At 44.2% G+C, this 22,312-nt stretch carries 22 protein-coding genes; 16 read left to right on the top strand and 6 right to left on the bottom strand.

Annotated features, from left to right (window positions below):
• The first annotated feature begins 76 nt into the window (after positions 1-76).
• From H150_RS0105660 to H150_RS0105650, 3 genes are all read left to right on the top strand, one after another.
• Positions 77-649, top strand: a complete 573-nt coding sequence (locus tag H150_RS0105660; RefSeq protein WP_019958085.1) for an RDD family protein — start codon at positions 77-79, stop codon at positions 647-649.
• Between the two features lie 391 nt (positions 650-1,040).
• A complete protein-coding gene (gene phhA, locus H150_RS0105655; RefSeq protein WP_019958084.1) occupies positions 1,041-1,829 on the top strand; it encodes a phenylalanine 4-monooxygenase in 789 nt (262 codons plus the stop codon).
• Positions 1,830-1,862: 33 nt separating this feature from the next.
• Positions 1,863-2,213 (top strand): 4a-hydroxytetrahydrobiopterin dehydratase, encoded by a 351-nt coding sequence (locus H150_RS0105650; RefSeq protein WP_019958083.1) that lies wholly within the window; start codon positions 1,863-1,865, stop codon positions 2,211-2,213.
• Between the two features lie 59 nt (positions 2,214-2,272).
• Here H150_RS0105650 and H150_RS0105645 read toward each other — a convergent pair whose 3' ends face one another.
• Positions 2,273-2,854, bottom strand: a complete 582-nt coding sequence (locus H150_RS0105645; RefSeq protein ID WP_019958082.1) for a DJ-1/PfpI family protein — start codon at positions 2,852-2,854, stop codon at positions 2,273-2,275.
• Positions 2,855-3,049: 195 nt separating this feature from the next.
• A complete protein-coding gene (locus H150_RS0105640) occupies positions 3,050-3,673 on the bottom strand; it encodes an isochorismatase family protein (RefSeq protein WP_026353506.1) in 624 nt (207 codons plus the stop codon).
• A gap of 182 nt (positions 3,674-3,855) precedes the next feature.
• Between H150_RS0105640 and argJ the strand changes: the two genes are divergently transcribed.
• The 8 genes from argJ to tldD all read left to right on the top strand — a co-directional run bounded on the left by argJ (position 3,856) and on the right by tldD (position 13,279).
• The gene (gene argJ, locus H150_RS0105635; protein WP_019958080.1) at positions 3,856-5,070 is read left to right on the top strand and encodes a bifunctional glutamate N-acetyltransferase/amino-acid acetyltransferase ArgJ; all 1,215 of its coding nucleotides are present in this window, start codon (positions 3,856-3,858) and stop codon (positions 5,068-5,070) included.
• Positions 5,071-5,638: 568 nt separating this feature from the next.
• Entirely contained in the window at positions 5,639-5,977 is a 339-nt protein-coding gene (locus tag H150_RS0105625; protein WP_019958078.1) for a P-II family nitrogen regulator, read from the top strand.
• A 12-nt stretch (positions 5,978-5,989) separates the two neighbouring features.
• A complete protein-coding gene (locus H150_RS0105620; protein ID WP_019958077.1) occupies positions 5,990-7,303 on the top strand; it encodes an ammonium transporter in 1,314 nt (437 codons plus the stop codon).
• A gap of 151 nt (positions 7,304-7,454) precedes the next feature.
• Positions 7,455-8,525 carry a metallophosphoesterase gene (locus H150_RS0105615; protein ID WP_019958076.1) on the top strand — a complete coding sequence of 357 codons (1,071 nt, stop codon included), beginning with the start codon at positions 7,455-7,457 and terminating at the stop codon, positions 8,523-8,525.
• A 78-nt stretch (positions 8,526-8,603) separates the two neighbouring features.
• A complete protein-coding gene (gene rfaE2, locus H150_RS0105610) occupies positions 8,604-9,101 on the top strand; it encodes a D-glycero-beta-D-manno-heptose 1-phosphate adenylyltransferase (protein WP_019958075.1) in 498 nt (165 codons plus the stop codon).
• Positions 9,098-10,930, top strand: a complete 1,833-nt coding sequence (locus H150_RS15310) for a biotin--[acetyl-CoA-carboxylase] ligase (RefSeq protein WP_019958074.1) — start codon at positions 9,098-9,100, stop codon at positions 10,928-10,930. Before rfaE2 ends, H150_RS15310 begins: the two co-directional genes overlap by 4 nt.
• The gene (locus H150_RS0105600; protein ID WP_019958073.1) at positions 10,918-11,631 is read left to right on the top strand and encodes a hypothetical protein; all 714 of its coding nucleotides are present in this window, start codon (positions 10,918-10,920) and stop codon (positions 11,629-11,631) included. Before H150_RS15310 ends, H150_RS0105600 begins: the two co-directional genes overlap by 13 nt.
• A gap of 196 nt (positions 11,632-11,827) precedes the next feature.
• A complete protein-coding gene (tldD, locus tag H150_RS0105595) occupies positions 11,828-13,279 on the top strand; it encodes a metalloprotease TldD (RefSeq protein ID WP_019958072.1) in 1,452 nt (483 codons plus the stop codon).
• Between the two features lie 875 nt (positions 13,280-14,154).
• Here the strand turns inward: tldD and H150_RS0105590 are convergent.
• Positions 14,155-14,619, bottom strand: a complete 465-nt coding sequence (locus H150_RS0105590) for an Lrp/AsnC ligand binding domain-containing protein (RefSeq protein WP_155970448.1) — start codon at positions 14,617-14,619, stop codon at positions 14,155-14,157.
• A gap of 166 nt (positions 14,620-14,785) precedes the next feature.
• Here H150_RS0105590 and H150_RS0105585 point away from each other — a divergent pair, with 166 nt between their 5' ends.
• The 3 genes from H150_RS0105585 to H150_RS0105575 all read left to right on the top strand — a co-directional run bounded on the left by H150_RS0105585 (position 14,786) and on the right by H150_RS0105575 (position 17,630).
• A complete protein-coding gene (locus H150_RS0105585) occupies positions 14,786-16,075 on the top strand; it encodes a D-amino acid dehydrogenase (RefSeq protein WP_019958070.1) in 1,290 nt (429 codons plus the stop codon).
• A gap of 87 nt (positions 16,076-16,162) precedes the next feature.
• Positions 16,163-17,221: an alanine racemase gene (gene alr, locus H150_RS0105580; protein ID WP_019958069.1), complete on the top strand. Its 1,059-nt coding sequence runs from the start codon at positions 16,163-16,165 to the stop codon at positions 17,219-17,221.
• Positions 17,222-17,372: 151 nt separating this feature from the next.
• Entirely contained in the window at positions 17,373-17,630 is a 258-nt protein-coding gene (locus H150_RS0105575) for a GlsB/YeaQ/YmgE family stress response membrane protein (RefSeq protein WP_019958068.1), read from the top strand.
• A gap of 127 nt (positions 17,631-17,757) precedes the next feature.
• Here H150_RS0105575 and rpmG read toward each other — a convergent pair whose 3' ends face one another.
• From rpmG to H150_RS0105560, 3 genes are all read right to left on the bottom strand, one after another.
• Positions 17,758-17,913, bottom strand: a complete 156-nt coding sequence (gene rpmG / locus H150_RS0105570) for a 50S ribosomal protein L33 (RefSeq protein ID WP_019958067.1) — start codon at positions 17,911-17,913, stop codon at positions 17,758-17,760.
• 16 nt (positions 17,914-17,929) lie between these two features.
• Positions 17,930-18,163, bottom strand: coding sequence for a 50S ribosomal protein L28 (gene rpmB / locus H150_RS0105565; protein ID WP_019958066.1), 234 nt, complete (start codon positions 18,161-18,163; stop codon positions 17,930-17,932).
• Positions 18,164-18,422: 259 nt separating this feature from the next.
• Positions 18,423-19,325, bottom strand: coding sequence for a DMT family transporter (locus tag H150_RS0105560; protein ID WP_026353503.1), 903 nt, complete (start codon positions 19,323-19,325; stop codon positions 18,423-18,425).
• 219 nt (positions 19,326-19,544) lie between these two features.
• Here H150_RS0105560 and H150_RS0105550 point away from each other — a divergent pair, with 219 nt between their 5' ends.
• Positions 19,545-20,432, top strand: a complete 888-nt coding sequence (locus tag H150_RS0105550) for a DMT family transporter (RefSeq protein ID WP_026353502.1) — start codon at positions 19,545-19,547, stop codon at positions 20,430-20,432.
• 178 nt (positions 20,433-20,610) lie between these two features.
• On the top strand, positions 20,611-22,254 hold the full coding sequence (locus H150_RS0105545; RefSeq protein WP_019958062.1) for a CTP synthase: 1,644 nt from the start codon (positions 20,611-20,613) through the stop codon (positions 22,252-22,254).
• Positions 22,255-22,312 lie beyond the last annotated feature (58 nt).

Raw genomic sequence — 22,312 nt, 5'->3', positions numbered from 1 at the left:
ACGTTGATGTTAAAATCACAATATGTCGTTGTAAAAATGCTTTGAATGTAGATTAAAATCGATAGAGGAGTCCACCATGCAAGACTTTAAGGAAATTTATCAATCCACCCAACTAGAAAAAAGCCATATTGAGGATGATTACGATGAGTTTGAGCTCGCCAATCCAGGTAAGCGTATCGCAGCTTATATTCTCAATTATTTGATTGGTGCGGTGGCTTATATTCCTTTGATTTGGGGCGTGGTTGAAATAGCTGGCGGCTATTCAGGCATGAATCCTGAGAGCAATATTCAACCCGAGCTCAGTGGTTTTGGTATTGGTCTGACAATGTTAGGCGGTGTGTTGATTTTGGGATTTTTGATTTTTCAAGCGGTGTTGATGAGTAAAACAGGTCAATCTTTGGGCAAACGTATCATGAAAATCAAAGTGGTGGATGAAGAAGGAGAAAATCCAGGTTTCAAAGGCGTGGTATTGATGCGCGAAATCGTACCTAATTTGGCATTGACCGTGATTGCCATGATTCCTTTTATTGGCGGCATCATACAGTTTGGTTTTTGGATTGCGTGCTTGGTGATGTTGTTCTTGATTGATCGCAATCGCCAAACTTTGCAAGATTTGATTGCCAAGACTTATGTGGTGGATGCAGATTAAGCGGCATTTTTGACACTACAGCGTCCTGTAAATTGACAGGGCGCTGTTTTTTTGGCTGATTATGCTGTGATTGATTCGATGCCTTTTGATGCTGATATGTATGGAAAGCCCTTATGTTGGGATAATTGCCACTGATGAAAAGCATGTAAGTGGCTGGTCAGAACCGATGTGTTTGAGCTGTATCTAACCCAAGAACCTGATGGTTGTTGGGTTTTTTTGCATGGATGGATTGGTTTTAAGGAGATTTAGAGATATTTTTATTTTATTGTTGGTTTAATAGTGTTGATAATTTTAATTTTGTAATGTATAAATTTAAAAAAATATAAAAATATGAATTTATATGTTTTTAAAAAACATATTATTAAAATAATTACATACTCAGGAGCCTGAGATGGAAACGCAACACGTTTACACTGCCAAACAAAGCGATGCACATGGTCATATTGCATGGACTGAGGTGGAAGATGAGACTTGGCAACGTTTATTGACACGTCAATTGAGCCATTTACAAGACAAAGCTTGTGATGAATATTTGTTGGGTTTGGAACGCTTAGATTTGCCACAAGACCATATTCCCAATTTGCAAGACATTAGTCGTGTTTTGTACCAAGCGACAGGTTGGCAATGTGCGGAAGTGCCTGCTTTAATCAGTTTTGACCGCTTTTTTAAATTGTTGTCTGAGCGCAAATTTCCAGTAGCGACCTTTATTCGCCGTCCTGAAGACATGGATTATTTGCAAGAGCCTGATATTTTTCATGAAATTTTTGGGCATTGTGCCATGTTGACCCATCCTGCGTTTGCAGATTTTACCGCACAATATGGTAAGTTAGGCATGGCAGCGAGCAAGCAAGAGCGGGCATATTTGGCGCGTTTGTATTGGTTTACTGTGGAATTCGGTTTGCTCGAAACCTCACAAGGCCGCAAGATTTATGGTGGTGGTATTTTGTCTTCGCCGCAAGAAACCGATTATGCTTTTGCCTCTCAAGTGCCTGAGCGCCGCATGTTCCATTTGTCCGATGTATTGCGCACCCGTTATCGCATTGATGTATTGCAACCGATTTATTACCATTTAACTGACGTCAACGATTTGTATGATTTGGCTCATATCGACATCATGAGCGAAGTGCGCAAAGCCCAAGCTTTGGGCTTGTTTCCTTTGCCTGAAGCCATCAGCCATTAAACCATTTACATGATTATCAATAGGAAATCTTCAATGAGCGCCACCGAAACTTTGAACCAAATGCAATGTGAAGCGTGCCAAGCTGGCGCACCGCAAGTAGACGAACAAGAATTGCCTGAATTATTGCGTCAAATTCCCGATTGGCAGCCAATTGTGGTCGATGGTGTGATGCAGTTGCAGCGTCAATACTCATTTAGAAATTTCAAACAAGCATGGGCAGCGCATCAAAAAGTAGCAGAATTGGCAGAGGCAGAAGGCCATCATCCTGCTTTATTATTGGAATGGGGCAGTTTGACCATTACATGGTGGACGCATGCCATTAACGGCTTACACAAAAATGATTTTATTTGTGCCGCCAAAACCGATGCAGTGTTAAATATGTAATGGTGTTGTAACCAAAATAAAACTGATAAGCGTCCTGTAAATGTTTACAGGACGCTTTGTTATGGAATTTCAATTTTAGTACCCAAAGCCATCAACAATTGCGCCATCCAAGCAGGTTGTGCCAGCCAAGACGGTGCGGTAATAATATGCCCATCGGCCATTGCATTGTCATTAGGCACTTCGATGTATTTGCCACCAACAAGGTGAATGTCGTGGGCGCAGGTATGAAAAGAAGCAATATAGCGATTGTGTATCACCCGTGCCGCCGCCAACACCTGTACACCATGGCACATTGCGGCAATCGGTTTTTTGGCAGCATCAAATTCACGTACAATATTGATGACTTTGGGATTCAAGCGTAAATATTCAGGCGCACGACCGCCTGGAATGATTAAACCTTGATATTCACTTGTATTAATGTGATTGAAGTCAGCGTTCAATGTGAAATCATGACCGGATTGTTCACTGTAAACTTGATCGCTGGCCAGATTGCGAATGATGGTTTTAATGACATCGCCCGTGGATTTGTTTGGGCAAATGGCATCAACTTGATAGCCAATTGCCCAAAAGGCCTGAAATGGCACCATGACTTGGTAATCTTCAGCATAATCACCGACGAGCATCAACAGTTTGGCAGACATATGATAATCCTTATGTTATTAGGGTAAATGACATTGAGATGCAATAGACTGTGAATCTTCAAAAGGGTGCGATGAAATTGAAAAAAATTACTGCCGCAGTGGTTTTGATGAGTGATATTCGGATGAAAATACCAAACCAAACAAGCGTCCTGTAAGCTTTACAGGACGCTTGTTAGATGATTCAAATGATTTAAATTAAGTAGGCAATTGGCTGCTATCGTCTACGATTTGTGCACCTGCTAGGCGCATGTCTTCAATGGCGGTGATGACGGTATCGTCTGCAATGCCGCGACACGCACCCAAATTCACCCACACTTGCCAATTTTTTGAATAAGCACACAATTGTAATACGGTGTTTTTGACACAATAATCGGTTGCCAAGCCGCCCACAAAAATATGTGTGGCTTGTTTGACGGTGAGCCATTCCAATAAACCTGTGCTGATGCGTCCTGCCAAATCGTGGTAACAGGCGCCATAAGGGTGCATGTGGTTTTCTACGCCTTTGTAAACCAAAAAATCATATTGTTCAGGTTCAGGCAAGCCGGGCAAGGCTTTGAAGCCATCGGTGCCGACTTCGGCATGGCGCACCCAGCCGATGTCCGAATCGGGTAAACCAATGGGCGTGCCGATTTTATCATGGCTATCGACCACCCAAGCGGCGTTGGGATTGTGGGCATCTTTGGTTAACACGCGCAAATGTGCCAAAGCGGCTTGCGCATTCAATTGACCCACGATTTCATCGCCACCTGTGACGGGCAATTCATTCGGACACAATGGGGTAAACGTGCGTTGGGCATCAACATCTATGGCAACGACCAGCATAGCAACATCCTTTAGATTCAAATCACAATCAATACATACTGCATCAGCCATAGACCGCTCGCAAGTATTTGATGCTGTTTTATACGGTAGGCTCTGTGCGTTGGCAAAAAAAAGTAGTATAAACGCAGCTTGCACAGATGTTGCGTACACAGAAAATGATGAATAAAGGAAAAACGGTTATGGCAGTTGATTTGAAACCCAAAAACGCCCAAGAATTGTTGGCCATTGAGGGTGTGGATTTGTTTGTAGGTCAAGCTGGTGTGAAAAAAGCCAATCACAACGATGTGACTTTGTTGGTATTGCGTCCTGAAACACAAGTTGCTGGCGTTTTCACTCAAAACCGTTTTTGTGCTGCGCCTGTGCGGGTGTGCCAAGAATTGTTACCAAGTTCCGACATTCGTGCTTTGGTGGTCAATACAGGCAACGCGAACGCAGGAACGGGTGCGGATGGTTTGATGCGCGCGCGCGCGGTGTGTCAAGCAGTAGCGTCTCATGTTGGTTGTGCAGAAAAGCAAGTATTGCCGTTTTCAACCGGCGTGATTTTAGAGCCATTGCCGTATGAAAAAATTGCTGCGGTGATTCCGAATGTGCAGCCTGTACATTGGGATGTGGCGGCAGCTGCCATCATGACGACTGATACGGTGGCCAAATCAGGCAGTCGCCAAATTGACATAGATGGCGTGAGCATCAAGATTACGGGCATGTCTAAAGGTTCGGGCATGATTCATCCCAATATGGCGACGATGCTGGGTTTTGTGGCTACCGATGCGGCGATTGCCAAAGAGGTGTTGCAAGTGTTGGTCAAAGAAGTGGCGGACGAAACCTTTAACTGTATCAGCGTTGATGGCGACACTTCGACCAATGACAGCTTCATCATCATGGCAACAGGCACCTCGGCTTTGCCTGTGATAACCGCAACAGAAGGCGCGGCTTACGAAGCCATTAAAGCGGCCTTATTGGATTTGTCTTTGGAATTGGCGCAAGCGATTGTGCGCGATGGCGAAGGTGCAACCAAATTCATCACGGTTGACGTACAACACGCCAAAACCAAAGCAGAAGCGCGTTTGGTGGCAGATGCCATTGCCCGTTCGCCATTGGTGAAAACCGCGTTTTTTGCCAGCGATCCGAATTTGGGTCGTTTGTTGTGCGCGGTTGGTTATGCGGGCATTGAGGACTTGGATGTGTCGCAAGTGCAAATGTGGTTGGGAGACGTGTTGGTGGCTGAAAAAGGCGGACGTGCGACAAGTTATGTGGAGGAGGCAGGTGCGGCAGTGATGCAGCAAAGCGACATTACCGTGACGGTGGATTTGGCGCGAGGGGATGCCAGTGGCAAAATGTACACCTGCGATTTTTCGTATGATTATGTGAAAATCAATGCCGAATATCGCAGCTAATCGGTACTTTATCTGAAACTCAAACAAGCGTCCTGTAACTTACAGGACGCTTTTTTTATCGTCTTTATTAAATGGATTTTAATTGTTTTGAATATTATTTCGATTGAAATATTCACAATGAGAATATAACCACCGAACACAAGTTAAGGATACAGGGAAAAGTGATTTATGCTCAATTTGGCAATAAATTGAGACGGTTCTCGAGTGATTGTTGTTTTTATTTTTACCTATCATATAGACTTTTATTTTAAAAAAAAAGATTTTTCGAGATTAAATTTATTAAAAATAATAAAAATGCAATTTAATTTTAATAAAGGGCTGTATTTGCATTTGTAAAATAATGTTAGTTTCAAATTGTGAATCAGAATGAGCAGATTGTGGCGAATTGATTGTTGTGATGTGAAAAATATTGCAGCGCAAAAAAAGCACAGGTATGTTGAATAGAACATTGCGGCGCCGCAATACGAACACATCAATCGTTTTATACAAGACCACACCAACTGTTTGGCATGGCAGGCTCAAGACCAAGCAGTAGGGCAGACAATATATCTTGCTTGAGAGGTGACACATGAAATTGATCAGTGCGGTAATCAAACCGTTTAAATTGGATGAAGTGCGTGAAGCACTGACCGAATTGGGCGTTTCTGGCATGACCGTGACCGAAGTCAAAGGTTTTGGTCGTCAAAAAGGACACACAGAAATCTATCGCGGCGCAGAATACGCTGTGGATTTTCTCCCCAAAATCAAAATTGAAACTGCTGTGAGTGCTGAGATGGTTGAACAAGTGTGTGAAGCCATTGTTCAGGCCGCTTACACAGGCAAAACTGGCGATGGCAAGGTATTTGTTTTCGATTTGGATCAAGTGATTCGCATCCGTACGTCTGAAGTCGGCGCAGATGCTTTGTAAGGGAGAATGAACATGGCTTTATGTAATGTAAAAAAATGGGTGGCGGCAGCGGTGTTGACAGTGCCTGCGGCGGCGATGGCCAATGGTACGGCGGACTGGTTGCAACCTGTTGCCAATTTGGATACGGGTGACAGTGCGTGGATGATGATTTCGGCAGCATTGGTATTGTTTATGACCTTGCCGGGCTTGGCGTTGTTTTACGGTGGTATGGCACGCAAGAAAAACGTGTTGGCGATGATGGTACAAAGTTTTGCGGTGGCATCGTTGGTATCGGTGCTGTGGATGATTGTCGGTTACAGCATTGCGTTCACGCCTAATAATGGCTTTTTAGGCGGCTTTGACCGCGTGTTTTTGCAAGGCATGACGTTCATTGCAGAAGACGAAAAATTGACGATTTATCCGGGTTTGCCAACCATTCCTGAAAGCGTATTTTTCTTCTTCCAAATGACGTTTGCCATCATTAGCTCAGCCATCATTACGGGTGCTTTTGCGGAACGCATGAAATTTTCTGCCATCATGATTTTCATCACGTTTTGGGTGTTGATTGTGTACGCACCAACGGCACACTGGGTTTGGGGCAGCGATGGTTGGTTGGCAGCAGATGGCGTATTGGATTATGCAGGTGGTACGGTAGTCCACATCAACGCGGGTATTGCAGGTTTGGTTGGCTGTATGTTGGTGGGCAAACGCTTGGGTTTTGGCAAAGAACCAATGGCACCACACAATTTGACTTTGACCTTGATTGGTGTGGGCATGTTGTGGGTAGGTTGGTTTGGTTTTAATGCAGGCTCTGCAGGTGCAGCTGATGGCCGCGCAGGTATGGCGATGGTGACCACGCAAGTGGCAACAGCGGGCGGTGCTTTGGCTTGGATGTTGTGTGAGAAATTGTTTGGTCAAAAACCATCGGCTTTGGGTTTGGCTTCAGGTGCGTTGTCGGGTTTGGTGGGCATTACGCCAGCGGCAGGTTTTGTGGCACCCGTTCCTGCTTTGGCAATTGGTTTGTTAACAGCAGCAGGTTGTTTCTTTGCCGTAACCAAACTCAAAGCAATGATGAAATACGATGATTCTATGGATGCATTCGGCATTCACGGTATTGGCGGCATCATTGGTGCGGTATTAACAGGTGTTTTTGTATCGACAACCATCAGTGGTGCAGAAGTGAATTGGTTTGCACAAATTGAAGGCATCATCATTACAGTGGTTTATAGCGGTTTGGTGAGCTTTGTCTTGTTAAAAATCATCGATAAAACAGTAGGATTGCGCATCGATGCCGAAGACGAACGTCAAGGTATGGACATCACTACTCACGGCGAGCGTGTCGAGTAAAAGAACCTCTCTCTACTCTGGACTTCAGGGGCCGCACCAGTCATTTGGTGCGGTTTTTTTTGGCGCAAGAAAAGGCGCGTGCTAGTATGTAAACACAATAATATGAACTAAATAATAACAACCAGTCCTATTAAAGGACAATGGAGTATTTATGCCAATCAATCAATTCATTCAAACTTTACCTAGTGGACCGTTGGACATTGTGGGTGATGTGCACGGCGAGTGGGCGGTGTTACAACAATTATTGACCCATTTGGGTTATGACGAACGCGGCGAACACCCACAAGGTCGTCGTTTGGTTTTTATTGGTGATGTGTGCGATCGAGGTCCTGATTCGCCTGCGGCTTTGGCTTGGGTCAATCGTGCGCGTGAGCAACATGGTGTGTTAAGTCTTTTGGGCAACCATGAAGTCAATATTTTGGCAGGCGACCCTAAAGATGGTTCGGCTTGGTTTTTTGACAGTCGCATTCCTGAAGATGAGCAATACCAGCCTTATCAACGCTTGGCAGTAGAGCATCGTGCCGCTTTATTAGAGCAATTGCAAACATGGCCTGTGATTTTAGAGCGTGACGATTTGCGTTTGGTGCATGCTGCATGGTTGCCTGAATCTGTGGCGCAATTGAAGGCTTTGTCATCTGAGAAAAATGTCTCGCAGTGGTACCATTATTTTGATAACCATGTCCATGAATTGGTGAATCAAGACGTTTGGTACCCACAATATCTACAAGAATACGATGCGTATGAAGCGGTATTGGGGCAAGAACAGTTAAATCCGCCTTTGCTCAAAGGTTATACCGAATTTGATTTGAGCCGTTGGCGTCAAAATCCTGTGCGGGCTTTGTTGTCAGGTAGCGAAGAAGCCGTTGAGACGCCATTTTACTCAGGTGCGCGCTGGCGTTTTACAGGCCGCTCAGCTTGGTGGAACAATTACCATGATGATGTGCCTGTCATCATGGGTCATTATTGGCGTTTGTGGCAAAATAAAATCGAGGCCACTCACCGTCATGCAGGTTTGATGCCTGCCGATGGTCGTGAGTGGTTTGGTGCTCAAAAAAATGTGTATTGCATTGATTTTTCAGTAGGTGCACGTTGGCGCGATCGCCGCTCTGATATTGCTGAGAGCCAATCGAAATACCATTTGGCTGCGTTAAGATGGCCCGAGCAAACGGTGATGCTCGAAAATGGACAAACTTTTGCTACCACATCGTTTCAAACCCTTTAAAATGCCTTTGTGATAAATGAATCAGCAAGCGTCCTGTAAGCTTTACAGGCCGCTTGCTGTCTTTGTGAAAGAAAAACCATGCAACAATTTCCACCACCTGAGTTTGAACAAAAAATTTGCGCACCTGAAACTTTGGCTGAACACTTGGCGCATTTGCCACGTCCGATTGTGTTTACCAATGGTTGTTTTGACATTGTGCACCGTGGGCATGTGACGTATTTGGCACAAGCGCGCGCTTTGGGCGGCTCTTTGGTATTGGCTTTGAATACCGATGCTTCAGTCAAGCGTCAAGGCAAGGGCGATGACAGACCCATTAATGGTTTGGAAAATCGCGCGGCGGTGATGGCAGCTTTGCAAAGCGTGGATGTGGTGACATGGTTTGATGCGGATACGCCAGCGGATTTGATTGAATTGGTCAAGCCTGATGTGTTGGTGAAAGGTGGTGATTGGGCAATAGAGAATATTGTCGGATCCCAAGAAACCCAAGCGCGTGGCGGCAAAGTGGTGTCGATTGCATTTGAACATGCGACATCGACCACGCAAACATTGGCAAAAATCCGTGAGGCGCAAAAGTGAAAGCCTTGCCGCTAAAAGCTTGGGCATTGTGGGCACAATTGGCGGATGGCAAAGCGCATCATGTCAAAGATTTGGCTGCGGCGTTGTCTTGCGACTTGGCACAATTGAACGTATATGCCCATCAATTGCCTGAATATGCCAAAAAAAACTTGCGCCAACAAGATGGTTGGTGGCAATTTAAGGCGGCAATGGCGGTAGTGTCGCCATTGCAAGCGCAACAAATTGGCTTGGAGACGGGTTTTGCTGTTCAAGCGCTGGCCGAAACCACATCGAGCAATGATGTGTTGTGGCAGCATTGGCAAGAAGGGCAAGACATTCATCAGCAAGCGGTGGTGGCATTGAGCCAAAGTCAAGGTCGTGGACGCATGCAGCGTACTTGGCACAATCAAGCAGGACAAGCGTTGATGTTCAGTTTGGCTTATCGCCTGCCTTTGAACAATGCGCATATTGCGTCTTTGCCTTTGATTGTCGGTTTGGCGGTGCAACAAGTTTTGGCGCAACAACACATACAAGCTCAGTTAAAATGGCCTAATGATGTGGTGGTGGGTGATTTGAAACTTGGCGGCATTTTGGTGGAAAGCAAAATTCGTGGTGAGCGTTTTCATGCGGTTATTGGCATTGGCATGAATGTCATGTTGCCGCTGCACGAAGATGTGAAATATTTGGCGACATCGTGCCAAGCGCAACAGCCACAATTTAACAGCGTGGCTTTTTTAAGTGCATTGCTGCAACAATTAAACCGCGATTTGCCACGCTTTTTTGAGCAAGGTTTTTTGGCCTTTCAGGACGCTTATGTGCAGCAATTGCGTGATGTGGGTCAAGAAGTGGTGGTGTATGAGCGTGGCGAGTGTGTTGACAGTGGTATGATTGTTGGCGTGGACACTTTGGGCGGCCTGCAACTGCAAAATGCCCAAGGACACATTCAAATTCACAGACAAGGTGAGATTTCAGTACGCCGCCTTCACGATGCGGCACCAATAATGCCCATTTTGCCAGAAACTGGCGTTCACAATTCAGACAATCAGCAACACAAGAGTCAACCAATGGTTTTAACTGCAACACATAAAAAAGATGCTCGTTATTTGTTATTAGATGGTGGTAACAGCCAATTAAAATGGGCTTGGGTTGACCAAGACCGTCAATTGCATTTTGGTGGACGTGCGCCATATGCCAATTTGCAAGCGTTCGCTGATTTTTTGCGTCAATTTCCTCGAGATTTTCCTATTTTGGGTTGTGCGGTGTGTGGTGCGAAAAAAATTGCAGCAGTGGAACAAGCTGCTTCAGGCCGCTCAATTCGTTGGTTGCCATCTATGCGTCATGCTTTGGGTGTGACCAATCATTATTATAAAGTCCAACAACATGGCTCTGATCGTTGGTTCAATGTTTTGGGCAGTCGTTTGTTCAGTCAAAATTCTTGTGTGGTGGTGTCGTGTGGTACAGCCATCACTATTGATGCAGTGACGCAAGACCATCATTATTTGGGCGGTAGTATTATGCCGGGATTCAATTTGATGAAAGAAGCGATGGCGGTCAAAACAGCCAATTTGAATCAGCCTATTGGCAAAGCGTATCCTTTTGCCACATCCACATCTAATGCTTTGGCAAGCGGCATGCAAGACGCTGCTTGTGGTGCGGTGATTTTGATGCAACAGCGTTTGAAAGAGCGTCAACAAGGTGGCAAGGTCGACATCATTTTAACTGGCGGCGGTGCGGCAAAAATCGAACAACACCTGCCCAAAGCGTTAATTTTAGACAGTGCTGTGCAAATTGTGGATAATTTGGTTTTATTTGGATTAAAAAACTGGGTAGAGCATACATGCAATTATTGAAATGGTTGTTTGCGATATTGGTTATTTTGAATATTGCAGTGTTTGCCAATGTGGTGACACAAAAAATGAATGGTAACCGTCCTACTCAAAGTCCTGCGGTGGTGGCTGTGCCTATTGGTACAGGGATTGCGGCTGAAACAACTGCCAATACCACTACTGGAGCAGCGCCAGCGGCACACATCTCGGCTGCGCCATCTCAAAATATACGCCGTGAAGCCGCGCCTGTGGTGGCAGCTAAAATAGCGCCAAATTGTTCGGCACAAATTACATTGCCTGAAGATGCTTATCACCGCTTGAAGAATTTTATTGGTGGTTATCGTCATGCCGTAGCACGCAATGTGGTAGAAAACAAACAAGCCACCAAAAAGCCTAAATTGCAATACCAAGTTTTGGCAGCAGGCAGCAGTGAAGAGTCGATGGCTGCTTTGAATAAAGCAGGCATTAACGCCACAGTGCAAGGTGCCAGTTTGTCTTTGGGTGTGTTTAGCAGTGCTGATAAAGCGCAAGCTGTGCGCCAACGTGCCATTGCGGCAGGTGTGGCGGGTGTGGTTATCAATGAGCGTGGTAATGAAGAAGCCGCTGCGTTGACTTCTGCCAATTACACTGTGACTTTCAGCGATGTCAGCGGTCAAGATGTCAGCCGGATTCAAGAAGTTTTGGGTCGTTATGGTCGCTTGCAGCGCAGTGCTTGTGCCAAATAAGCATTGAATCTGACGATTTACAGGCCGCTTGTGTGCATCTGCAACAAGCGGCTTTGTGATGTTGAAATTGAAAATGTGCAAAACATTGTTTTTGATGATGGGCATCATAAAGTTTATTACAGGCCGCTTTCGTTGAGATTGAATGAAATCCGTTACAATAGACCCTAATTATCTTTAGATTTGGATTGCGAATTCAATGAACACCCATGACGTTTTTCAGCACGCCAGCGCACATTTGTTGGCGCGCAATGACATTTCCGCAGCAGTATTGGACCAAGTCTTGTCTGAAGTAGGGCAGCATCAAGTTGATTTCGCCGACGTCTATTGCCAACATTCGGCATTTGAAAGCTGGCAATTGGAAGAAGGCATTGTTAAAAGTGGTACGTTTAACATCGATGAAGGTTTTGGTATTCGTGCAATTGTTGGGGATAAAACCGCTTTTGCTTATGCCGATTCCATTCATTTGGCCAGTTTGCAACAAGCGGCCAGTACCGTGCGTGCCATTGCTCGCCAAGGTCAAAGCAATGCCCATTGTGGTGCGCGTGTGATAGCCGAAGCCAAAGTGCAATATTCATTGGCCAATCCGATGCATTCTTTGGATGCGGCACAAAAAATCAAATTATTAGAACAAGTGGAATGCTTAGCCAGAGCCAAAGACCCTCGCGTGGTACAAGTGATGGCGACATTGGCGTGTGAGCATGACATTGTATATGTGGCGCGTTTAGATGGGCGTCATGCAGCGGATGTGCGTCCATTGGTGCGTTTGTCGGTGACGGTGATTGTGGAGCAAAACGGTCGTCGTGAGCAAGGCAGCAGTGGCGGCGGTGGTCGCTTCGATTTTGCTTATTTTGATACCAATATGGTGCAATATTATGTGGACAAAGCGGTGAGTCAAGCTTTGGTGAATTTAGAGTCGCGTCCTGCGCCTGCAGGTGCCATGAAAATTGTCTTGGGCAATGGCTGGCCGGGCGTATTGTTACATGAGGCGGTTGGCCATGGTTTGGAAGGCGATTTTAACCGCAAGCAAACCAGCGCGTTTTCAGACAAAATTGGTCAACAAGTGGCGGCCAAAGGTGTGACGGTGATTGATCAAGGCAATATTGAGCAACGTCGTGGTTCTTTGACTTTGGACGATGAGGGCAATGCTACGCAAGCGACGGTGTTGATTGAAGACGGCATTTTGAAAAACTATTTGCAAGACGAAACCAACGCACGTTTGATGGGCATGGCAGTCACAGGTAATGGTCGCCGTGAAAGCTATGCTTCGACGGTGATGCCTCGTATGACCAATACGTTTATGGCCAATGGTGAGTATGATGCTGAGGAAATTTTGGCTTCGGTGGACAAAGGCATTTACGCGGTGAATTTCGGTGGCGGTCAAGTGGATATTACCAGTGGTAAATTTGTATTCTCTGCATCAGAAGCGTGGTGGATTGAAAACGGTAAGCTGCAATACCCTGTGAAAGGCGCAACCATCATTGGCAATGGCCCCGATGTCATGAATCATATCTCTATGATTGGCAATGATATGGCTTTAGACAGCGGCGTGGGGGTGTGTGGTAAAGAAGGTCAAAGCGTCCCTGTGGGTGTGGGTCAGCCTACTTTGCGTATCGATTCTGGTTTGATTGTCGGTGGTTCGCAAGCGTAATAAGTTCGGTTTCGAATCATTCTCTATTTGAGAAAAATCCAAGGCGTTCTGTGGCTTACAGGGCGCTTTGTTGTTTTTGTGAGTGTGAATTCGTTTTTTAAACCATGAAATGGTGCTTAAAACGACTGCAATTGTTCATTTAAGAATTATAAATTCATATTTTTCTATAATTTGATTATATTTGAATTTAATCGAAAATAAAACAACAATATTTTGATGTTTTAAAACGTTTATTTTTCAGTTAACATAACTTTAAATAATAAATCGAAAATATTGTTTGACAGAAGCTTCGTTAATGTTCATAATAGCTTTCATTGAGTGGTTGCAATGACCTACTTAATAGTTTCTCTTCTATTTCTCCTTTGTAGACTTGGCGCACATTTGATTAAATGTGCGCATTTTTTTGTCTATTTTTTGGCTGATTCATGCTGCCGAGACTTGATATTCATCAGATTTTTTATATTGTTTATGTGTGTTCATTATTATGAATTTAGAATGAAGGCATGATTCAATTGTCTGTTTTGTGTGAAAATAATTTATATAAATCATCATCTTGTTGTGGTATTGTTGGTATCTTGATTGTAATGTCATTTTTATCAAAAATTTACCATTAATACATTGACTTTAAATTTTAGAGTATGGATAATAGGAACTGTTGAATCAATTGCATATTTGGTTCAACAGTTTCTCCTCTATTTCTCCTTTGTAGACTTGGCGCACATTTGATTAAATGTGCGCATTTTTTTGTTCTAAAAACAAACTTCATACTATCTTGTATCTTGGTATTTAAATAATAAAATATCAATATGAACTCAAAGACTGCTGCAATTGGATTAAGTTGCAATAGATTGTTGCATTGCAGTGGTGTCTGGTTGTCATAACATAGGCAGTAAATGCGTTTCTTTGACTTCTTCCATCACAATATAAGAGCGGCTTTCTAAAATAGCTGGCAATTGCAGCAGAATGTCTCCCAACATTTGACGGTAAGCGGCGATGTCGGTCATGCGTACTTTAATCAAATAATCATACTCACCTGAAACCAAATGGCATTCCATGATTTGTGGTGTACGCAACACATCGCGTTTGAATTCTGCAAACAAAGTTGCCGATTTGTCTTTAAGTTTGATTTCTACAAACACCAATAAACCTTGTCCGATAAGGTGTGGATTAATTTTGGCATGAAATCCTGTAATGACACCTGATTCTTGTAGTCTTTTCATGCGTTCTTTGACTGGTGTGGCAGATAAGCCTACTTTTTCGGAAAGTTCTGCGATACTGATGCGTGCATTTTGTTGCAAGATGTGAATGATTTTGGTGTCTATTTTGTCTAATTCTGAAATTGAAGTATTCATGGTGAAAATCCACATTTGTAGTTAAAAATAATCATTAATATACATTAGAAATCATTATTTTTAGTGAAAATAGCTATATATTCTGCATTACACTAGAAAAATAACTGCGCAAAATGATTGCAATGCAGCATTACATCTCATCAAGGACGAATTTATGAAAATCGTGATTTTAGGTGCGGGCGTGATTGGTACCGCGACAGCATGGTATTTGAGCCAAGCAGGCCATCAAGTACAGGTGATTGAGCGTCACGGTCATGCTGCATGTGACACCAGTTTTGCCAATGCAGGTCAAATCTCTTTTGGATATTCTACGCCTTGGGCAGCACCTGGCATCCCTCAAAAAGCCATCAAATGGATGTTTTCTGAACATTCTCCATTGTTAATGCGTCCTGATGCATCTATATACCAATTGAAATGGATGATGATGATGTTGCAAAACTGTGGCGAGAAAGTGTATGAAGTCAACAAAGAGCGCATGTTGCGCATTGCTGATTACAGTCGCCAACAATTTGCAGCTTTGCGTGAAACGACAGGTATCGAATACGAAGGTCGTCAACAAGGCACTTTGCAAGTGTTCCGCAACCAAAAACAATTGGAAGTGGTGGAACAAGACATGAAAGTCTTGGCAGAGTGTGGCATTCCATTTGAAAAATTATCGCCAGAAGCTTGTGCCGCTGTTGAGCCTGCTTTGGCTCGTGTGCAACACAAATTAACCGGTGGTTTGCGTTTGCCACAAGACGAAACGGGTGATTGCTATATGTTCACCAATCGTTTGGCTAAAATGTGTGAAGAAGCAGGTGTTGAATTTTTCTATGATCACCGCATTGACCGTGTTGAGCATGATGGCAAAGAAGTGAAAGCAGTTTGGGCAAACAGTACTGCGTTTACAGGCGACTATTATGTGTGTTGTTTGGGTTCTTACAGCCGTGATTTGTTCTTGAATTTGGGCATTGATTTGCCGATTTACCCAATCAAAGGCTATTCTTTGACTGTGCCGATTACCGATACTTCAGCTGCACCAGTATCTACCGTGATGGACGAAACCTACAAAATCGCTATTACCCGTTTTGATGACCGCATTCGCGTTGGTGGTATGGCGGAGTTGTCAGGTTATTACACCAAATTGAGTGAAAAACGCCGTCAAACTTTGGAAATGTCGGTTACCGATTTGTTCCCAGATGGTGGCGATGTGTCACGTGCTTCGTTCTGGTCGGGCTTGCGTCCTGTAACGCCTGACAGTACACCGATTATTGGTGGCTCTAGCTACAATAATTTGGCATTTAACTGCGGTCACGGCACTTTGGGTTGGACGATGAGTTTGGGTTCTGGCAAAGTGATGGCGGATTTGCTTTCAGGCAAGCGTCCTGAAATCGATGCGCACGATTTGTCTTTGCAACGTTATGCCAAAGGCGGCAAAGTATTGGCTAAACCAATTCAATTGTAATATTGTCACAACACAATGCTTAAATTCAGGTCGTCTTGAGGTCACACACAAGCGGCCTGAATGTTTTTGAAGAAAGAGAATTCGATCATGCGTTTTTTGGAAGCACACATTCATTTGGCGAATTTGCGCCACAATTACCAATATTTAAAAGGTTTACACGGCAATAAAGTTTTGGCTGTCATCAAAGCCAATGCTTATGGTCATGGTGCGGTGCAATGTGCCAAGGCTTTGAGTGATTTGGCAGATGGTTTTGCCGTTGCTGCAATTGAAGAGGCGTTGACCTTGCGCTCAGCAGGCATTACGTTGCCTATCGTCTTGTTAGAAGGCGTGTTTGAGGCTTCGGAATACGAATTGATTGAGCAGCATGATTTGTGGCCAGTGGTGCAAAACCAAAATCAATTGGATGGTTTGCTAGCGTATGAAGCGAAAAAACCGTTGACCGTATGGCTGAAGATGGACAGTGGCATGCACCGAGCAGGTTTTTTCCCACAAGACTATGTGAAGGCATTTGCTCAATTACAGGCCGCACCACAAGTAGCCAAAGTCATCAAAATGACCCATTTTGCTCGTGCAGACGAACCTGAGCAATTGATGACAGCGCAGCAAATTGCGGCATTCGATTCTGTGGTAACAGATGACAAAATCGAAGAGAGCATGGCCAATTCTGCGGGTATTTTGGCACATCCTGATTCACACCGCGACTGGGGACGTGCGGGTTTGGCTTTGTATGGTTTGTCGCCGATGGCTTATCCTGATGCCAATTTAAAACCAGTCATGACGCTCAAAACCAAAGTCTTTGGCGTGCGTGAGTTGCCTATTGGTGAAGTGATTGGTTACGGTTCTATCTTTAAAACCGAGCGCATGACGCGTGTGGGTTTGATTGCGGTCGGTTATGCTGATGGCTACCCACGTTTGGCATCCAATGACAGCCCGGTTATGATTGATGGTAAGCCATCACGCATCATTGGTCGTGTGTCTATGGACATGACGATGGTGGACTTGAATGATGATGCGCAAGGCATCGGCAGCGAAGTGGAGTTGTGGGGTGAGCATGTCAGCGCCAATACGGTGGCAGCGGTGGCAGGCACCATCAGCTATGAAATTTTGTGCAATGTGAAACGTGCACGGTTTGTTTACCACGATTGATAGATTAGCTGGTATCAGCGTCCTGTAAAGTTTACAGGACGCTTTTTTATTGCCGTTAAGTGATTCATAATGAATAGTGGAATGGGTGTGATGGTGGAACCAAATACCATTGCCCATCTCTGTTATATGTTGAAGCACAGGAGGATGAATCATGATTTCTACCATTTTAGTGGGTTTTATTGTGGGTTTGTTGGCACGGGCTTTGCATCCAGGGGATGACAATATCGGTTGGATTTGGACCATCTTATTGGGCATTGCAGGCTCGTTTGTGGCAACGTTTGTGGGCAGTGCTGTGGGTTGGTATCAACCTGGTGAAGCTGCTGGTTGGATTGCTTCAGTGATTTTTGCCATTGTGGTTTTGTGGGTGTATTACAAGATTCGTGGTATTAAGATGGGCAAGAAAGTGTAATCTTGGGCTTGGATGAAGCCAGATTCAGATGCAAAAAAGCGTCCTGTAAAAATTACAGGACGCTTTTATCCAATAAAAAAGCCTTTATACAAACAAAGGCAATTTTATCTAAAACCGTATCGAAAGATTATTTCAATTTGGTTTCTTTGTAAATCACATGCTTGCGTACTACTGGATCAAATTTTTTGATTTCCATTTTGCCAGGCATGTTGCGTTTGTTTTTGGTAGTGGTGTAGAAATGACCAGTACCCGCAGATGATTCCAATTTGATTTTATCGCGCATTTTGCTTGTTCCTTAATTACGCTTCGCCGCGTGCACGCAAATCAGCCAATACAGCGTCAATGCCTAATTTATCAATAGTGCGCAAAGCAGCGTTAGAAACGCGGATGCGTACCCAACGGTTTTCGCTTTCAACCCAAAAACGACGTGATTGCAAGTTAGGTAAAAAGCGGCGTTTGGTTTTGTTGTTGGCATGTGACACGTTATTACCCGTCATAGGGCGTTTGCCGGTCACTACACATACTCGTGCCATGGTTAGACTCCAAATTACCGAATTAGTAGAAACGAGATTTATATCATAAAAACGGCTGATTATTCAAGTTCATTTGTTGATTTTACTTATTTAATGTTGGTCTTGCTGCAATTTCGGTCTTTATATGGGGATTCTGTTTCATATGAGGCTGCGGTTTTGTATTCGGCTATGTTGGCGCTTTGGTATGGTTTTATCTGTTAATCCCAAACCAAACCATTTTAAAAATAGAAAAATTGCCCATTTTTTTGGCGGGATGGTCTTAGCTTAAAGGCTGATTTTTCTTGAATTTATGGTGGTGAAAATATTCGGCAAGATTGGGCCAAACCATGGCGGCTAAAATCAAGCTGCCACCAATTAACATATTGATGGTCAAGGCTTCATGCAGCCACCAAACGGCAAAAATAGTGGCGAAAACAGGCTCTAAATTGAAAATCAAAGTGGCGCGTTCAGGTGTGGTGTCTGGTTGGTAACGGGTTTGCGCCCATGTGGCAAAAGTAGATGGCAATAAAGTCGACAAAACCAAAATGCCTATCAATTGCCATGACCAATTGATGTGGTGTATTTCGGGTTTGGTGACGCCATAAATGGCCATGCAACCGATGCTCAAAACCAATAATTGAATCACGGTAATGACGGTACTTTCTTTGGGCGTGCTGTAACGATCTAAGGCCAAAATGTAAAACGTGTAGCCCAAAGAACAAATCAAAATGGCCAAATCGCCCATGTTCAAATGCAGTTTGTGAACTTGCGCAATGATGGCCAAACCGACAATGCCCAATGCCATGCTGACTTTGATGGGATTGCTGATGGGGGTTTTGAAAAACAAGGCATTGGTAATGGGCACCCACAAAATAAACAAGGCAAAAATAAAACCTGCATTGGATGCGGTGGTGTGGTGTAAGCCCCAGTTCATCAATTGCACACAAGGAATGAAAATTAAGCCGCAAATCAAGCCTGCTTTGAAACTATGGCGATTGATGTATTGGCGATGAAGCCATAACAGCGGTGATAACAATAAAAAACTCAACAAAAAGCGCATGAACAAAAACCAAGTGCCTTGTTCAAGCTGCAAGCCCATTTTCATCAAGGGATAATTGATGCCCCACCCTAATGTTGCAAACACTAGAAAAAATTCGGCTTTGATTTGAGAGCGAGGCAACATAGGATAACAAGCTTTAAAGTGGGTTGTGGCGCTGATTGTAGCGACAATCACAGTAGAATTTCATCCTATGAATCAAAATTTCAAAGCATTGTTGTTTTTATGTATTGGCATCATTTTTTTGATGAAGCTAAAAATGCTGTTCAAATTTTTACATTTGGGCACACAATGCGTTTGGTGATGGATTTCATATTGATATAAATAAAAAAAGACGGGGTGAAAATGCTTTCAGCGTGGGTAGGATTGACCTTGATGGCGGCGTTCATGCAAGCATGGCGCAATGCGTTTCAAAAGCAATTGAGCAGTACGGTCGATGTGTATGGCGTGACGTTGGCACGGTTTATTTTTGGTTTGCCTTTGGCGGTGGTGTATGTGTGGTGCTTGTACCACATGCGCCCTGTCAATGTCGTGACTGAGTTTACCAATTTGTATTGGATTTATATTGTCATGGGCGGGCTGAGCCAAATTGTGGCGACTGTTTTGATGGTGCAATTGTTCAAGCAAAAAAACTATGCCATTGGTGTCGGATTGGCGAAAAGCGAAGCGATTTTGGCTGCGATAGTGGCGGTGGTGTTTTTACAGGATGCTTTGAGCATCTTGGCTTGGGTGGGTGTGGCTATCGGTGGTGTGGCGGTATTCTTGCTGAGTAAAGGCAAGCGTGGTGAAGCCTTGTCTTGGTCTACTTTGTGGATTGGTTTGGGCAGTGGTTTAAGTTTTGCCATCACGTCTTTGTTGGTGCGTGAGGCCAGTTTGGAATTGAACCAATTGCCTTATTTACACCGTGCTGCTTGGGTGTTGGTATCGGTGATTGGTTTTCAATGTGTATTGATGTTGCTGTATTTGGGTTTGTGGCGTCGCCATACTTTGGTGGCAATGTGGCAACGTTTGGGTTTGACATTGAAAGTCAGTGTGTGCAGTTTTATGGCATCGCTTGGATGGTTCAGTGCCATGAGCATGCAATCAGTGCCGATAGTCAAAACTTTAGGGCAAATTGAAATCGTGTTCAGTTTGCTCATTTCGGTATTTTTCTTCAAAGAAAAATTGGCCAAAGCAGACCATTGGGGCTTGGTTTTGGTGGTGATAGCGGCATGGTTGGTTATTTGGGCGTGATGGTGGCGTTTTGATGGTGGCTTGCGCGGATGTATTTTAAAAGCGTCCTGTAAATGATTGGAGGGTAGATGGTGCAGATAGTTAATGTGTGAACTTGACACAAATTGATGCACGCTAGTGGTTTAATTGTTACCTTAAATCATGCTATAATTTGCAATTCCATTCTGTGTGTTTCGTCATGACCAAGTTTATCTTTGTGACCGGCGGTGTCGTTTCTTCTTTGGGTAAAGGCATTGCTGCAGCGTCAATTGCTGCCATTCTTGAAGCGCGTGGTTTAAAAGTCACCATGCTCAAATTAGATCCTTACATTAACGTAGACCCGGGTACGATGAGCCCGCTTCAACACGGTGAAGTGTTTGTGACCGAGGACGGTGCTGAAACCGACTTGGATTTGGGTCACTATGAGCGTTTCATCAGTTCTACCATGCGCAAGTCTAATAATTTCACTACTGGCCAAGTGTATGAAGAAGTATTGGCAAAAGAGCGTCGTGGTGATTATTTGGGCGGCACAGTACAAGTGATTCCTCACATTACCGACGAAATCAAACGCAAAGTGCACGTTGGCGCAGCCGACAACCAAGTGGCGATTGTTGAAATTGGCGGTACCGTTGGTGACATTGAATCTTTGCCATTTTTGGAATCGATTCGCCAAATGCGCAGCCAATTGGGTCGTGCTAATACCTTGTTCGTGCATTTGTCTTATGTGCCATTCATTGAAGCGGCAGGCGAAATCAAAACCAAGCCAACGCAACACTCTGTTAAAGAAATGCGTTCTATTGGTTTGCAACCAGACATTTTGGTGTGCCGTTTGAAAGACATGTTGCCAGAAGACGAAAAACGCAAGATTGCGTTGTTCTGTAACGTCGAAGAGCGTGCGGTGATCAGTTGCCCTGACAAAGACAGTATTTACAAAATTCCTGAAGTGTTGCACAACCAAGGCATCGATAAGATCATTTGCGAGCAATTGCAATTGAACGTTGCTGAAGCCGATTTGACCACTTGGAAGAAAATTGTCCATGCCATTGAAAATCCAAAACACACCGTTAAAATCGGTATGGTTGGTAAATATGTGGATTTGATTGAATCTTACAAATCTTTGTCAGAAGCTTTGAAACACGCGGGCATTCACACCGAAACCAATGTACAAATCACGTATTTTGACAGCGAACAAATCGAAAAAGATGGTACCGCAGCATTAGAAAGCATGGATGCGATTTTGGTGCCAGGTGGTTTTGGTTTGCGTGGTGTCGAAGGCAAAATCAAAGCGGTAGAATATGCTCGTACCAACAAAGTCCCTTATTTGGGTATTTGCTTGGGTATGCAAATCGCTTTGATTGAATACGCTCGCAATGTCGCTGGCATGGCTGGTGCGAATTCCACCGAATTTGATTTGAAGTCTCCATATCCTGTGGTGGCTTTGGTTGAAGAATGGGTGAATGAAGACGGTCAAGTTGAAAAACGCGATGAAAACACCGATTTGGGTGGCACCATGCGTTTGGGTGCACAAACTTGCGAATTGACAGAAGGCTCTTTGGCGGCACGCATTTACGGTGCGACCGAAATCAAAGAACGCCATCGCCATCGTTATGAAGTCAATGGCAAGTATGTTCCTAAATTGGAAGAAGCTGGCTTGGTGGTTGCAGGTTATTCTAGTGGCCATGAGCATTTGGTGGAAACCATCGAATTGCCACAAGAAGAGCATCCTTGGTTCTTTGCGGCGCAATTCCATCCTGAATTCACGTCAACCCCACGTAATGGTCATCCATTGTTCAGCGCATTTGTTAAAGCTGCGTTAAAAAGCAAAACGATAGCTGATAAATAAATTTTAAGCTGTTACACTCACTGCCAATAGATAGACTATTGGCAGTTTTGTTTTACAG

The sequence above is a fragment of the Vitreoscilla stercoraria DSM 513 genome (assembly GCF_000382305.1).
GTDB lineage: Bacteria > Pseudomonadota > Gammaproteobacteria > Burkholderiales > Neisseriaceae > Vitreoscilla > Vitreoscilla stercoraria.
The sequence above is the reverse complement of the archived record's forward strand: the minus strand, read 5'-3'. Positions and strand labels throughout refer to the sequence as shown.